Genomic DNA, 12,877 nt, shown 5'->3' with positions numbered 1-12,877 from the left:
ATGCCCCATGAAAGCGCTCATCGACGGTTTTTTGAAGTTCCAGAAAGAAGCCTTCCCGCAACGGACCGACCTGTTCAAGCACCTGGCCACCACGCAACACCCCGGTACGCTGTTCATCACCTGCTCCGACAGTCGTGTGGTGCCGGAACTGCTGACCCAGCAAGAACCCGGTGAACTGTTCGTGATCCGTAACGCAGGCAATATTGTGCCCTCCTACAGCCCACATCCAGGCGGTGTCTCGGCAACGGTCGAATACGCGGTGGCCGTGCTGGGCGTTACCGACATCGTGATCTGCGGCCATTCCGATTGCGGCGCGATGACGGCCGTCGCCAGTTGCAAATGCATGGACCACCTGCCCGCCGTCAGCGGCTGGTTGCAACATGCGGAATCGGCGAAGGTCATCAACGAATCCCGGCCGCACGCCAGCGACGCGGCGAAAGTGAGTTCGATGGTGCGGGAAAACGTGATCGCGCAACTGGCTAACATTCAGACGCATCCGAGCGTGCGGCTGGCTCAGGAAAAAGGCCTGCTGAACCTGCATGGCTGGGTCTACGACATCGAAACCGGTTCGATCGATGCACTGGATGCCAACAGCCGCACGTTCGTGTCGCTGATCGAACATCCGACCACGTGCGCCCTTCACGGCAAAGCGGCTGAAGCGGCTTGATCCGTGCCCCTGAGGGTCATCGCCCTCAGCCGGCAGCGCGCAGCACATCAGCGTCAGCGCTAAATAGCCGAGAGGTGAAGATGCAGCGCGCCCGGTTCACGGGAACGCTGCACCCCGCTTCATTTGTCTTCCGGTTTGGCTGACGATGACGGCCGGATCTCCGGGCTTTCCTCGGCGTTCGGCGCTGCTGGAAAGCTCCCAGGCGTGAACACGTGAGTCAGCAATTCCCTGGCATCTATTTCATTGACACCACTCACCGTACGGGCCAGCGCAACTGCCTGTTCACATTGCTTATGAGTGTTGACGCGACCACTCAACATCACCGTTCCGGCGAGGGTTTTGACGTGGACTTGCAGGCCAAGGCCCGGATCGGCCAACGCCATGGCCGACTTCACCCGGGCAGTCAGCCACGCGTCGTGCGCGGCCATTTCCAGTTGATGAGAGTAGTGCTCAAAGGATTGAAGTTTCATGGCGTACCCCTGTCTCAAGACGCAGTCACAGACACCCTTAATTATAGTGCGGTCCGCGCTTGAGGTCGGGAACTCAGCGTTTGACCGACAGATCGATCTGGGTCATGCGGCTGCGGATCGTGAACACGCCATCGCCCGAGAGAATCGCGCTGCGGGCAAACAGACGCCCGCTCTCCCAGTTCGAAAGACCCAGTTCCGGTTTATTCAGCGCGTACTGCCCGTCGACCCAGCGGGTAATCCCGTTGCCGACAAAAGGCGCATTGACCGCGTTGTAGAAGCGTTCATGGGCCTCGGCATTTTCACTGATCAACGACACGGTGAATTGCGGGCTATAGCGATTGAACAAGGTGATGGCCTGGCTCAGGTCGTCGACGATCTTGAGGCTGACTTCCGGGGTTTCTTCCCACTCCCACTCGCGGCCCAATTGGTCTTCGGGCAGTGGCTCGGCCAACGCTTCGGTCTGGTAGCCGTCGGCGCGATAGACCTCGACGGTTGCGGTCCGCCAATGGCTCGGCAAATACGCTTCGCTGCCCTCGACGATGTGCAATTTGCAGCCCTCTTCCCGGGCGGTGCCGGCTTTTTGCAGGGCGTCCAGAAACAGCGGCACCAGTTCGGCGGCACGATCGCGGTGGATCAGGCATACGTTCAGGGTGTTGCAGACTTTACGGTCCAGGGAATTGCGCACGACGGCGGCAAAACGCTTGGCGTCGGCGTCCTTGTCGGCGACCAGCCAGGCGCCGCCGGTGCCATGCAGGCTGACGGCAGTGCCGACCTGTTGCGCGATGCTGCCCAACTGACTGACCGCGCGCCCCGAACCCCGGGCGACCGCCAGTGACAGGCGCCGGTCGGCGAACATCGCCCAGCCGGCGGCGTGATTGACGCTTTCCACCAGCGACACCGCGCCCACCGGCAAACCGGCTTCACTCAATGCCGGATTCAACGCGTGGGTGACGATGGCTTGCGCCGTGCCCAAGGCATCGCTGCCAATGCGCAGCACCGCGGTGTTGCCGGTGCGCAACACGCCGGCGGCATCGGCGAAAACATTCGGCCGGCCCTCGAACACGAAGGCAACGATGCCCAACGGCGAAACCACCTGCTCGACTTTCCAGCCGTCATGCTCGACGCAACTGATCACTTTACCGCGCGTAGCGGAGGCATCGCGCCAGGCCCTGAGGCCAGCGATCATGTCGCGGCGCATGCGTTCATCGGCCAGCAACCGTGTGGTTGAGCGCCCACGTGACTTGGCCCATTCGATGTCGGCGCGGTTAGCAGCCTCAATCAAATCCCAGCAGTCCTGGTTTTCCAGGCGCAGGGCAAACAGGTCGAAAAACGCGCTGATCGCTTGGTCGGAAACAACGGACATCGCCGTAAACGCTGCTTCGGCCCGCTCAATCGCGACCGACGCCGCTTTCTGGTCTGCCACGGGAATCAGCAGCAACTCGCCGCTGAGCTGCTCCACCAACAGGTGGTCCCCGGGCTGAAACCGCAAGGCCAGTTCGGGGCTGACCACAGTGACACGGTTACCAGCGAAAGGGATTGGCGTGCCAGCGACTAGACGTTCGAGCGCAAGAGACATGAAGCGGTTTCACCATGCAGTGGGCGGTCGGAAAATGTATAGCAAATTTCCAGGAGCGTCATTAACCGGTGGGCATCCGGCTCCTTTCTGACCACGAACAGCAAAGGCAGTACGCCGCGCCTCCTGTGGGAGCGAACCTGTTCGCGAAAAAACTCCCGGACCAGCGGTCAGAACACCGACCAGCCAATCCGCTGACTCAGCAACTCCAGGGCGGCCATGCCCGCAAGCGAGTTGCCGGCCGCGTTCAGTTCCGGCGACCAGACGCACACCGTGAACTGCCCCGGCACCACCGCGACGATCCCGCCGCCCACGCCGCTCTTGCCGGGCAAACCGACGCGATAGGCGAAGTTGCCCGCCTCGTCATAGAGCCCGCTGGTGGCCATGATCGAGTTGACTTGCTGGGTCTGGCGGGCGCTAAGGATCTGTTCGCCGCTGTGCTTGCAGAAGCCGTCGTTGGCCAGAAAGCAGAACGCCCGGGCCAGGTCCACGCAGCTCATGCGCAAGGCGCAGTGGCTGAAGTAGCTGCGCAGCACCGCTTCGACATCGTTGTGAAAGTTGCCGAAGGATTGCATCAGGTACGCCATGGCGGCGTTGCGCGCACGGTGCTGGTATTCGGACTCGGCGACCTTGCCGTCTACCATCACCTGCGGATTGCCCGACAGACGCCGGACGAAATCACGCATCGACAACGCCGGGGCGGCAAAGCGCGACTGGTTGATGTCGCAGATCACCAGCGCGCCGGCGTTGATGAACGGATTTCGCGGGCGCCCGCGCTCGAATTCCAGCTGCACCAGCGAGTTGAACGGCTGGCCGGAAGGTTCGTGCCCCAGGCGCTGCCAGATGGCTTCACCGGAATGCTCAATGGCCTGCACCAGGCTGAACACCTTGGAAATACTTTGCACCGAGAACGGCGTGTGGGCGTCGCCGGCGCAAAACAATTCGCCGTCATTGCCATACACGGCGATGCCCAGTTGATTGGCCGGCACGGTGCCGAGGGCGGGAATGTAATCAGCCACCTTGCCCTGACCGATCAGGGGCCGGACTGCGTCAAGGATCTCGTTCAACAGCGCTTGCATGCCGGGTTCCGAAGTCTCGCCCCATGGGATTGCGGGGACACTGACGCTAGACGCTGTCGGTCGGCAGCGAATCACAGATGCCTGAGCACAATCTTATAAACTCCACGCCCCCTGTGGGAGCGACGGTGCCTGTGTATCAGCATGTATACAGAGCCGCCCTTGAAACACCCCGGCCATAAAACCCCACCCCGACGACACATCGCAGATACACCCGATTGATGAAATGTGCCTGTCGATTGGCTCAGCCGATCAAAGCGCTCAACTCACTCAATGCAACGGAGTATCACCATGTTCAAGCTCTCGACTGCTTCCCTGACCCTCGGCCTGATCATTGCGGGCGGCTTGGCCCTGTCCAACGTCGCATCGGCCTCCGAGTCCGAAGCGTTCAGCATGAAGCAACTGGCCCACGGCTACAGCCAGGTTCAGGCCGACACCGCGGAAAAACCGGCTGAAGGCAAATGCGGCGAAGGTAAGTGCGGCGCTGGCGAGTAACCCTTGCGCGGGGCCACGAGCCCCGCATCCCTGACTGAACGGAGACCACGTCCATGAACTCTGCAATCTCGTCGGCTGTGAAAGGCCTGCACCTGAATCTCGACCGTGCCGGTAGCTGGCTCGCTCCTCTGACCTTACGGCTGTTCATCGCCTGGGAATTTTTCGAGTCCGGCCTGGAAAAATGGAACGGCGAAAACTGGTTCGCTGATATCCAGGATCGTTTCCCGTTTCCCTTCGACCAAGTGCCGGCCACGCTGAACTGGGAACTGTCGATGTGGGCCGAACTGATTTGCGCCCTCGCCATCCTCGTCGGGCTTGGTACGCGGATTTCGGCCGTCGTGCTGATCGTGGTGACCATCGTCGCGACGGCTGCCGTTCACTGGCCAGCCGATTGGTCTACATTGAGTGAGCTTGCTCAAGGCTACTCCATCAGCAACAAGGGCTACGGCAACTTCAAGCTGCCGCTGATCTACCTCGCCGCCCTGCTGCCGCTGTTGCTCTCGGGTGCCGGCAAGCTCAGTCTCGATACGTTACTGGCTCGATTCTTCTGGCGTCGCAACCACCGCTGAGGCGCCGGCGTTTCGATAACGACCGCGCCCGCACCCACATGGCCCGGGGCATTTATGATTTCTACGGTTATGGCGCACTGGTCTCGGTGTTCGGCTACCATCTGTTTCCCGACTTCATTGGCGGGCAGAATGAGGATTCGCGCCGCCAAGGCATCGAGAACTCGAAACGAGTGCTGCGCGAACTAAACGGATGCAGGCGCTGAGAAGCTTTAAAGCCACACAGCCGCAGTAAGCTACCCTCCAACTCACTTGCGAAGACAGGAGCCACCATGAGCGTGACCACCCAATGGATCGAAATCGACAGCGCTGAAGGTAAATTCGACGCTTACCTGGCGATTCCGCATACCCAGAAAGGCCCGGGGATCGTGCTGATCCAGGAGATCTTCGGTGTGAATGAACACATCCGCTCGGTCGCCGAGCAATACGCCGCCGACGGCTACCTGGTCATTGCACCAGACCTGTTCTGGCGCAGCGGCCCGCGCATCGAACTGACCTACGACGAAGCCGGCTGGAAACGCGCCGTCGAATTGATGAATGCCACCGATGTCGGCAAAGCACAGAAAGACATCGAACTGGCCATCGACGCCCTGAAAGCACAGCCGGGTCTGGATGGCGGCATTGCCTCCATCGGTTATTGCTTCGGCGGCTTGCTCTCGTACCACACCGCCGCCAATGGGCTGGTGGACGTGGCGATCGCCTATTACGGCGGCGGCATCCAGAACCAACTGGACCGCGCCGACGAAATCGAAGTGCCGCTGCTGATGCACTTCGGCGAACAGGACAGCCACATTTCGCTGGACGACGTGGAGAAAATCGCCGAGCGTTTCGACACTAACGATAACGTGGAAATCGTGGTTTACCCGGAAGCCGAGCACGGCTTCAACTGCTCGCATCGCGACAGCTACAACCAGCGCGCAGCCGTTGAAGCCCATGGCAATACCTTGATCTTTTTGGGTATGGAACTCTAAGGCCGGCACGCGTTTCGCAGGAGCCAGGCTTGCTGGCGAGGGTGTCCTCGAATACGCCATTGCCAGCAAGTCGGATCGCCGCACCGCGCGGCTGACCCTCTCATCAAGCCCAGCCAATCTGCATTGGCCGGGCTTTTTAATGGCTATCGCGAAGGATCAGCCGGTGCAGCCGTTCAGCGAGGTCGATGGAACGTCTATTTCCAGTGAATGATTTTTGCAGCACCGCTTATTCAAGGCAAAAAAAATCCCAGGCAGCTGATGGACGCCCGGGATTTAAAAATGCATAAACCGTGGTGGTGAACGCGGGGCGGATATTACGGAATATTTCACCTTGTAACAAGATATTTTAACTCACCATCCGGTTACTAATACTTCCAAGTCCTTAAATATCCACACTTTTTTTGAGGTCGAGTGACGACAAGCGGTCAACTACAGGTACCAGCGATATTCACGCGCATTGATGTCCTGCATAAATGCCAAATGGTCCTGACGTTTGTTTTCGCAGTACACGTTTACAAACTCCGCACCCAATCCTTCGCGCAACTGCGGGTGGTGTTGCATGGACTGAACGGCCTCCAGCATCTCCAACGGGAAGTTGATGCCACTGCTGCGGTCTTCATTGAGCGGCGCGATCGGTTGACGACCGGCTTCGAGTCCTTGTTCCAACCCGACCAGAATCGCCGCCAACACCAGATAAGGGTTGGCATCGGCGCCGGCGAGGCGATGTTCGATGCGCAGATTCCTGGCGTCCGACTCAGGAACCCGCAGGCAGGCGTCCCGATCTTCGAAGCCCCAACTGGCACGCGTCGCGACATTCACGGTGCCGCTCAAGCGACGCAGCGCGTTGTGATTCGGCGCGAAGATCGGCATGCAATGCGGCAACAATTCCAGGCAACCGGCCACGGCATGGCGCAGCGGTTGTTGGTCATTGGCTGCCAACAGATTGTTGCCCGCCTCGTCGTACAGGCTCACATGAACATGCATGCCGCTGCCGGGATGTTGCAAGTAAGGCTTGGCCATGAAACTGGCGCGGTAGTTGTGCTTGAGCGCCACGCCGCGTGTGCTGCGGCAGAACAGCGCCGCCCAGTCGGCTGCCCGCAGGCCATCATCCAGGTGACCGAAGTTGATCTCGAACTGACCCGGTCCCAGCTCGGCAGTGATCACTGTGGTGTCGATGCCTTGCGCCCGTGCCGTCTCGACCATGTCATCGAGCACCGGCGCAAACCGCGACAGCCGCTCGATGTGCATGTTCGGCTGATCGTCCGCATCGTCGGTCAACGGATCGCGCGCAAACTGTGGCAAGCCGTCACGTAACTGGCGATCGAACAGATAGAACTCCAGCTCGAAGGCCACCACCGGAAAAATCCCTTTGCGAGCGAGGCGGTCAAGAACCTGCGCCAGTACTTCCCGTGGTTCGAAGACGATGGGTTTTTCAGTGCCGCTGGAGGTGATCAACATCTGCCCCAGCGGCTGTTTTTCCCAGTCGACGATTTTCAGCGTGCCTGGCACCAACCGACGGGGCGCATCCGGGTCGCCGTCGTTGAAACAGTAGTCGCCGATTTTGAACAGTCCACCTTGAGTCCCAAGCAATACACAATTCTGCGGCAGCTTGAGCGCACTGCCGGCGGCGACCTTTTCGAGCATCTCGATTGGATAGCGCTTGCCGTAGAAATGCCCGGGAATGTCCAGGGCAATCAGGTCCACGTAGCGCACATCCGGGAAGCGCTGGCGAAACGCGCGAACTTCAGCAACCAGATCAGAGCAGACAGCATCCATCATGTTGTTCCTTGTTGTTTTATCAGGTGTAAACCCAGAGCACCCGGGTGAGCTGATCGGTGAGATTGCCGTAGCGGCAATGGGCATGGCTGGCGAGCTGAAAGCTGTCTCCGGCCCCCAGGGTGACCGGTTGATCGTCACCCAGCCAAAGCGTCAGTTGCCCTTCCAGGACATAACCGCCCTGCTCCGAGCTGTCGTTCATGTGCCGGTCACCGCTGCTGGCGCCGGGTTCGAGCCGGCTTTCGAGCATCGAGAACGAGGCGCGCATTTTCGGCGAGACCAGGATGTCGGTGATGCCGTCGGCGTAATACAGCGTGCGGCGCTCATCCGGCCGGGTCACCCATGGCAAGGCCATGGGTTTGGGCAGGCTGTAGAAATAGGTGGTCGGTACGCCAAGGGTTTCGCTGATGGCGGTCAAATCCGCCACGGTCGGACGGGACAATCCACGCTCGACTTGTGAGAGGAATCCGACGGAGCGACCGATTTTGTCCGCCAGTTCCTTGAGCGTGTATTTTTTGTGTTTGCGCAGGTCCTGAATCAGGATCGCCAGCGCCGAAATCTCTTCTTGCATGTCCATCTGAAAGCTTCCAGAAAATGTGCGGTTCAAAGGCTGTCGCGCAACCGATACCAGGCCTTGCCGATAGCTTCCAGCGGCGCCGCCATGTATTTGCCGCCGGGGAAACGGCTGTTGACCAGGCCCTGATACAAGGCCAGCTCATCTGCCTGACCGAGTATCGCGTCGGACACAGCGCGGGCCCCGGCCAGGGTCGGCAGTACACCGTGGCCAGAATAACCCTGCAGCCAATAGAGATCGCCGCGTCGACCAATGTCAGGCGTGCGCTTGAGTGTGAGGTCGATATGCCCGCCCCAAGCGAATTCCAGTTCGACGCCCTTGAGCTGGGGAAACACCCGTTGCAGGAACGGCCGGGTCGCGGCAGCAATGTCCTTCGGCATGCCACCCAGGTAGGTGCAGCCACCGCCGAACAGCAAGCGGTTATCCGGCGTACGACGGAAATAATCGAGGACGAATTGATTGTCGGTGACGCAGACATTGCTCGGCAGCAGCGCGGTCGCCTGCGCCTGAGAAAGCGGCGCGGTGGCGACCTGATAGGTGCCGACCGGCAACACACAACTCGACAGTTGCGGATCGAGCCGATCCAGGTAGGCATTGCAAGCCAGCACCAGCACATCGGCCCGGATGCGCCCGCGCTCAGTGGTGACCACGTACCGGCCACCCTCCTCGCGGTAATTCAGTGCCTTGCTTTGCTCATGAATGCGACCCCCGGCGCACTCGATAGCCGCCGCCAGGCCGAGCGCCAGTTTCAACGGGTTAAGGTGACCGCCTTCAGGATCAAACAGACCTGCCTGATAGCGCTCACTGGCGACCCACTGCGGCAACGCTTCACGGGGAATGAATTGCAAACCATCGTGGCCCCATTTGTGGCTCGCTTCGTGTTGCCACTCGGAAAGCAGGCTCACCCGGCGCGGCATCACCGACGTCCAGAGGTGGCCGGGCCGGTAATCACAGTCGAAGTCATGTCGGCCGGGCAGCGCGCGCAACTCCTGTGCGGCCCAGCGCATGCTGTCCCACAACCGCCGCGCGCGCTCATAACCCAGCGCGGCCTCCAGCGGCGGCATATCGCACGACCAACCGAGAATGGCCTGACCGCCATTGCGCCCCGACGCGGCCCAGGCCACCCGACTGGCTTCCAGCAGCGTCACGCGCTTGCCCGCCAGCGCCAGTCGCAACGCCGTGTGCAAGCCACTGAAGCCGGCGCCGATGATCAACACTTCGGTGTCCTGCTCGCCCTCCAACGCCACACGATCCACCAGTCGATCTGCGCACGTGTGGGCGTAGTAACTGGCAACGTGGCGTGTGGATTGCTGGAACATGCGGGCCTCATGAAATTTTATTATTTAAATTTCATGAAAAAATACACACTTTATTTCACGCACGCAAGAACCTGCAGGAGCGAGCATGTTCGTTCCTACAGGGATCCAGGTGGTTTCCAGTTCGCGGAAGGCTCCCACGGAGCTCACGGCTCATGTTGATAACGGGATAAGTGATCGCAGGGACAAGTGAAGCGCGGCCCTGGCTGCTGGCGAGCAGACCAGTGAGGTCACCAACATTTGAAATGTGTTTGGCGAAGACGGTCTATCAAATGCCGCCACGACTCGCGGCCAAGCCCTACAAACAATCCCGAACCGCCTGACGCAGTGCGCCTGACTTGGCCCATGGCGGCCCTTGATACAGCGAGACCCGGCTGCCCTCTTTCGATTTCACAATATCCAGAATCTCGTCGGCCGTGATAATGCTCGGCGCCTTGATCCGGTAGCCATTGGAAATCGGCGTTTGAGTCGTATTGGAAATCTGTGTCTGCCACGCCGGCAATACACAGGCGGCATACTCCTTAGGCGCCTTCTCGCTGTATTTGCTGAAATTCGGCTCACCTGGGACCAGTGACGCGGGCAAGGAACAGCCTGCCAGTAGCACCACTACGACTCCTGCAATCAACGTCCGCATGACGCACCCTTATTCGGAAAAAAGGAAATGTAGCGCGCCGTCATACGGACATCCATTCATTGGGTATTTTTCATTGTTTGTCGGTGGTCTGGCCGGGGTCCGGATAGGACCGCTCGTTCAGGTAAGTCATCCACCGCTCATACGCTTCGTGCTGCCATTGAGTCACACGCTCCCATTCCGGGCCGCTGAGCTGATGAGCAGAAATGAGCGTCATCATCTCTGTGGTCGCCGCGTCCAGATCGACGATCAGCTCATGCGCGTGAAACCTGAAGTCATCGGTCGTCGTCATTTGAAGTTGCCTCTCCCCTGCGAAAATTCGCCACATCACTACGACAGCAGATCTGTTCGTTCGCACGCATCTTCCCGACCAAAGGTTATTGCGGGTGTTCGGACGAACAAAACGTCCTGCGTCAGGAATAGAGACTAAAATTTCGTAGCGGACAATGTTCAGGAGGTCGTCATGTGGCTCAACGAATCTGAAAACGAACTTCGACGTGACCTGCAAAGCGTTGCGTCGGATCTGAGATGGTCGGCGGTGGAGCTTCTACGCTTGGCAGATCAATTAAAGCTGTCTGGCAATGATGTCGATGCGCAGGCGGTGCTGCGGCTGTGCGACCTGTTCCAGGGCGACGAACAGCGCTTGGCCGGCTACGCCGAAGAAGTCAAAGCCAAGGCCATCAGTCGTAACAAAGCGCACTAAACAGGAGCGCGGTCATGAACAAGCCTCTATTCGCGCTGGTTTTCGGACTGTCAGCGTTAGCGGGCTGCAGCACTGAATCGCGCCTCTATGGCGACCTGCCATTGGTCGCCAAAGTTGAGACGGGAATGAGCAAGGATCAGGTCGAGCAAATCGGCGGACCGCCTCACACCATCACCGAGCGCACGGCGGTGCCCGGCACGTGCTTTGACTACAAGCTGACGAAAGCCGGCCATCAACAGGCGTACAACGTCAGTTTCGATGATCGGGGCAAGGTCGATCACACCAGCTTTATCACCTGCGCGGAATGGAGCCGCCTGCAAACAAAAGCCAGGGAACCTTCCCACAGCTCCGGCGGGGGCGGCGGTTATTGAGAAAAAGCCCCGGAAAAAACCGGGGCTACAAGCGTTTTACTTAAGCGTCGTCTGGTTGCTTGCCGGCCGTTTGGCCCGGGATTTGTAACCGGGAAGCGCCGCGGCAAAGGCCAACGCCTCTTCCCGGCTGGCAAAAGCGCCCAGCCGATCACCTTGGGTGCACACCCGCCATGGGCCGTTGTTCACGCTGAGTACGTCATAACCGTTCATGTGCATCTTATTCAGCATCGGAACGCTCATAAGTTACCTCCATTTTCGGTACTGATTCCAGGATTGACCCTGCCTACCTTACACCCACGTTTCGCCGGGGTGCCGACCAGACGTCGCGACAGGATTCCGTCATTCGATTGCACTTTCAGTCCTTGTGGCACCTCCAACCAGACCAAGAGGTCCGAGTAAACGTGGGCGGCCTGAATATTGCATTTTTATTACCGATTTATGACAACGGGCAATCAGGTAACACATGAAAGTACGCGCAACCGTCATTTGCGAGCAGGACCGGCACATTCTCCTGGTGCGCAAGCCAAGGTCTCGCTGGACGTTGCCCGGCGGAAAGGTCGAGCCTGGCGAAACCACGGCAGGCGCCGCCATGCGCGAGCTTCAGGAAGAGACCGGGCTCGGGATCGACGGCTTGCTGTACCTGATGGAACTGGAAACGGGCGGCACCCGCCACCACGTGTATGAGGCATCGGTGCTCAACTCGTCGGAGGCCCGACCGCAAAATGAAATCTTTGACTGCCTGTGGTTTCCGCTGGACGCGGTACAGAACCTGAACACCAGCGACGCCACGCTCAGAATTGTCAGAGCGTTTCAGCGTCGCCTGTAGCGTTCAACGGTTGTCAGCCCTGGTCGCCACCACCCACCGGCATGATCATGCCAGTGATGTAGGATGCTTCGTCACTGGCCAGAAACAGAATGGCGCCTGCCTGCTCATCCAGCGTGCCATAGCGTTTCATCAAACTGCTGTCGAGCGTCTGATCGACGATCTGCTGGTACCACACTTTTTCCTCGGCGCTTTGTTCGGCGCTGTTGCGCGGAATCACCCGCGGCGGCGCTTCAGTGCCACCGGGTGCCGTGGCGTTGACTCGCACGCCACGACCGGCAGTTTCAAACGCCAGGCACGCGGTCAGCGCATTCACCCCGCCCTTCGCCGCACCGTACGGCACACGGTTGATGCTGCGCGTGGCGATGGAGGATACGTTGACGATGGCGCCGCTGCCCTGCTCCAGCATGAACGGCAGCGCGGCATGGCAGCACCATAACGTGGGGAACAGCGAACGACGGACTTCGGCCTCGATCTGGTCGGCTTCGTAATGTTCGAACGGTTTGGCCCAGATCGTCCCGCCGACATTGTTGATGAGGATGTCGAGACGACCGAAGCGCTCGACGGCGGTTTGCATCACGCGGCTGCATTCGCCGTACTGCTCAAGGTCCGCGGTCAGCGCGAGCACCTGGCTGCCCGTCCCCAATTGCTGTTGCACTTCGAACACCAGCTCGGAGCGGTCGACCAGAATCAACCGAGCCCCCTCCTCCGCCATACGTTCGGCAACGCGCCGACCGATGCCTTGGGCGGCACCGGTGATCAACGCGACTTTTTCGTGAAATCTGTTCATACGTGCCTCGAATCGAAAATCGCTCTCGATCTGTAGGAACTGGCAAGCCAGCGCCTACAGAACGGCGTCGCCACA

Annotated in this window: 17 protein-coding genes; 7 read left to right on the top strand and 10 right to left on the bottom strand. The window is 59.7% G+C overall.

Annotation, left to right across the window (positions count from 1 at the left end; genetic code table 11):
* Positions 1-7 precede the first annotated feature (7 nt).
* Positions 8-667 carry a carbonic anhydrase gene (locus F8N43_RS04150; RefSeq protein WP_150653254.1) on the top strand — a complete coding sequence of 220 codons (660 nt, stop codon included), beginning with the start codon at positions 8-10 and terminating at the stop codon, positions 665-667.
* Between the two features lie 119 nt (positions 668-786).
* On the opposite strand, the gene F8N43_RS04145 is transcribed toward F8N43_RS04150, so the two are convergent.
* The 3 genes from F8N43_RS04145 to glsB form a co-directional block, all read right to left on the bottom strand.
* Positions 787-1,137, bottom strand: coding sequence for a BON domain-containing protein (locus F8N43_RS04145; RefSeq protein WP_150653253.1), 351 nt, complete (start codon positions 1,135-1,137; stop codon positions 787-789).
* Between the two features lie 73 nt (positions 1,138-1,210).
* A complete protein-coding gene (locus F8N43_RS04140; RefSeq protein WP_150653252.1) occupies positions 1,211-2,713 on the bottom strand; it encodes an aldehyde dehydrogenase family protein in 1,503 nt (500 codons plus the stop codon).
* 167 nt (positions 2,714-2,880) lie between these two features.
* Complete coding sequence (glsB, locus tag F8N43_RS04135; RefSeq protein WP_150636210.1) at positions 2,881-3,789, bottom strand: glutaminase B; 909 nt, start codon at positions 3,787-3,789, stop codon at positions 2,881-2,883.
* 288 nt (positions 3,790-4,077) lie between these two features.
* Here glsB and F8N43_RS04130 point away from each other — a divergent pair, with 288 nt between their 5' ends.
* The 3 genes from F8N43_RS04130 (at position 4,078) to F8N43_RS04115 (ending at position 5,818) form a co-directional block, all read left to right on the top strand.
* Positions 4,078-4,281 carry a hypothetical protein gene (locus F8N43_RS04130; RefSeq protein ID WP_150632833.1) on the top strand — a complete coding sequence of 68 codons (204 nt, stop codon included), beginning with the start codon at positions 4,078-4,080 and terminating at the stop codon, positions 4,279-4,281.
* Positions 4,282-4,334: 53 nt separating this feature from the next.
* The gene (locus tag F8N43_RS04125) at positions 4,335-4,850 is read left to right on the top strand and encodes a DoxX family protein (RefSeq protein ID WP_150653251.1); all 516 of its coding nucleotides are present in this window, start codon (positions 4,335-4,337) and stop codon (positions 4,848-4,850) included.
* A gap of 269 nt (positions 4,851-5,119) precedes the next feature.
* Positions 5,120-5,818, top strand: a complete 699-nt coding sequence (locus F8N43_RS04115; protein WP_150636208.1) for a dienelactone hydrolase family protein — start codon at positions 5,120-5,122, stop codon at positions 5,816-5,818.
* Positions 5,819-6,247: 429 nt separating this feature from the next.
* Here the strand turns inward: F8N43_RS04115 and F8N43_RS04110 are convergent, their stop codons facing one another.
* From F8N43_RS04110 to F8N43_RS04090, 5 genes are all read right to left on the bottom strand, one after another.
* Positions 6,248-7,594, bottom strand: a complete 1,347-nt coding sequence (locus tag F8N43_RS04110; protein WP_150632836.1) for a glutamine synthetase family protein — start codon at positions 7,592-7,594, stop codon at positions 6,248-6,250.
* A gap of 22 nt (positions 7,595-7,616) precedes the next feature.
* On the bottom strand, positions 7,617-8,171 hold the full coding sequence (locus F8N43_RS04105) for a helix-turn-helix domain-containing protein (RefSeq protein WP_150632837.1): 555 nt from the start codon (positions 8,169-8,171) through the stop codon (positions 7,617-7,619).
* Between the two features lie 26 nt (positions 8,172-8,197).
* The gene (locus tag F8N43_RS04100; protein WP_150632838.1) at positions 8,198-9,487 is read right to left on the bottom strand and encodes an NAD(P)/FAD-dependent oxidoreductase; all 1,290 of its coding nucleotides are present in this window, start codon (positions 9,485-9,487) and stop codon (positions 8,198-8,200) included.
* A 295-nt stretch (positions 9,488-9,782) separates the two neighbouring features.
* Positions 9,783-10,118 (bottom strand): hypothetical protein, encoded by a 336-nt coding sequence (locus F8N43_RS04095; RefSeq protein WP_150632839.1) that lies wholly within the window; start codon positions 10,116-10,118, stop codon positions 9,783-9,785.
* Positions 10,119-10,188: 70 nt separating this feature from the next.
* Positions 10,189-10,407 carry a hypothetical protein gene (locus tag F8N43_RS04090; RefSeq protein WP_150636206.1) on the bottom strand — a complete coding sequence of 73 codons (219 nt, stop codon included), beginning with the start codon at positions 10,405-10,407 and terminating at the stop codon, positions 10,189-10,191.
* Between the two features lie 171 nt (positions 10,408-10,578).
* Here F8N43_RS04090 and F8N43_RS04085 point away from each other — a divergent pair, with 171 nt between their 5' ends.
* Positions 10,579-10,818, top strand: coding sequence for a hypothetical protein (locus F8N43_RS04085; protein ID WP_008029106.1), 240 nt, complete (start codon positions 10,579-10,581; stop codon positions 10,816-10,818).
* A gap of 14 nt (positions 10,819-10,832) precedes the next feature.
* On the top strand, positions 10,833-11,189 hold the full coding sequence (gene osmE, locus F8N43_RS04080) for an osmotically-inducible lipoprotein OsmE (RefSeq protein WP_150632841.1): 357 nt from the start codon (positions 10,833-10,835) through the stop codon (positions 11,187-11,189).
* Positions 11,190-11,225: 36 nt separating this feature from the next.
* Here osmE and F8N43_RS04075 read toward each other — a convergent pair whose 3' ends face one another.
* Positions 11,226-11,429, bottom strand: a complete 204-nt coding sequence (locus F8N43_RS04075; protein ID WP_150632842.1) for a DUF2188 domain-containing protein — start codon at positions 11,427-11,429, stop codon at positions 11,226-11,228.
* Positions 11,430-11,652: 223 nt separating this feature from the next.
* On the opposite strand from F8N43_RS04075, the gene F8N43_RS04070 reads away from it, so the two are divergent.
* Complete coding sequence (locus tag F8N43_RS04070; RefSeq protein WP_150632843.1) at positions 11,653-12,015, top strand: NUDIX hydrolase; 363 nt, start codon at positions 11,653-11,655, stop codon at positions 12,013-12,015.
* 13 nt (positions 12,016-12,028) lie between these two features.
* Here the strand turns inward: F8N43_RS04070 and F8N43_RS04065 are convergent, their stop codons facing one another.
* Positions 12,029-12,802 (bottom strand): 1,6-dihydroxycyclohexa-2,4-diene-1-carboxylate dehydrogenase, encoded by a 774-nt coding sequence (locus F8N43_RS04065; protein WP_150632844.1) that lies wholly within the window; start codon positions 12,800-12,802, stop codon positions 12,029-12,031.
* Positions 12,803-12,877: the final 75 nt, after the last annotated feature.

Source organism: Pseudomonas fluorescens (genome assembly GCF_902498065.1).
GTDB classification, from domain to species: domain Bacteria; phylum Pseudomonadota; class Gammaproteobacteria; order Pseudomonadales; family Pseudomonadaceae; genus Aquipseudomonas; species Aquipseudomonas fluorescens_BJ.
The sequence above is the reverse complement of the archived record's forward strand: the minus strand, read 5'-3'. Positions and strand labels throughout refer to the sequence as shown.

Bases quoted from the DNA above. Each gene is read 5' to 3' on its own strand.
- F8N43_RS04115 (WP_150636208.1), top strand. From the start codon at position 5,120: ATGAGCGTGACCACCCAATGGATCGAAATCGACAGCGCTGAAGGTAAA.
- F8N43_RS04145 (WP_150653253.1), bottom strand. From the start codon at position 1,137: ATGAAACTTCAATCCTTTGAGCACTACTCTCATCAACTGGAAATGGCC.
- F8N43_RS04075 (WP_150632842.1), bottom strand. From the start codon at position 11,429: ATGAGCGTTCCGATGCTGAATAAGATGCACATGAACGGTTATGACGTA.
- F8N43_RS04105 (WP_150632837.1), bottom strand. From the start codon at position 8,171: ATGGACATGCAAGAAGAGATTTCGGCGCTGGCGATCCTGATTCAGGAC.
- F8N43_RS04150 (WP_150653254.1), top strand. From the start codon at position 8: ATGAAAGCGCTCATCGACGGTTTTTTGAAGTTCCAGAAAGAAGCCTTC.
- F8N43_RS04085 (WP_008029106.1), top strand. From the start codon at position 10,579: ATGTGGCTCAACGAATCTGAAAACGAACTTCGACGTGACCTGCAAAGC.
- F8N43_RS04110 (WP_150632836.1), bottom strand. From the start codon at position 7,594: ATGGATGCTGTCTGCTCTGATCTGGTTGCTGAAGTTCGCGCGTTTCGC.
- F8N43_RS04125 (WP_150653251.1), top strand. From the start codon at position 4,335: ATGAACTCTGCAATCTCGTCGGCTGTGAAAGGCCTGCACCTGAATCTC.
- F8N43_RS04070 (WP_150632843.1), top strand. From the start codon at position 11,653: ATGAAAGTACGCGCAACCGTCATTTGCGAGCAGGACCGGCACATTCTC.
- osmE (WP_150632841.1), top strand. From the start codon at position 10,833: ATGAACAAGCCTCTATTCGCGCTGGTTTTCGGACTGTCAGCGTTAGCG.
- F8N43_RS04130 (WP_150632833.1), top strand. From the start codon at position 4,078: ATGTTCAAGCTCTCGACTGCTTCCCTGACCCTCGGCCTGATCATTGCG.
- F8N43_RS04140 (WP_150653252.1), bottom strand. From the start codon at position 2,713: ATGTCTCTTGCGCTCGAACGTCTAGTCGCTGGCACGCCAATCCCTTTC.
- glsB (WP_150636210.1), bottom strand. From the start codon at position 3,789: ATGCAAGCGCTGTTGAACGAGATCCTTGACGCAGTCCGGCCCCTGATC.
- F8N43_RS04065 (WP_150632844.1), bottom strand. From the start codon at position 12,802: ATGAACAGATTTCACGAAAAAGTCGCGTTGATCACCGGTGCCGCCCAA.
- F8N43_RS04090 (WP_150636206.1), bottom strand. From the start codon at position 10,407: ATGACGACGACCGATGACTTCAGGTTTCACGCGCATGAGCTGATCGTC.
- F8N43_RS04100 (WP_150632838.1), bottom strand. From the start codon at position 9,487: ATGTTCCAGCAATCCACACGCCACGTTGCCAGTTACTACGCCCACACG.
- F8N43_RS04095 (WP_150632839.1), bottom strand. From the start codon at position 10,118: ATGCGGACGTTGATTGCAGGAGTCGTAGTGGTGCTACTGGCAGGCTGT.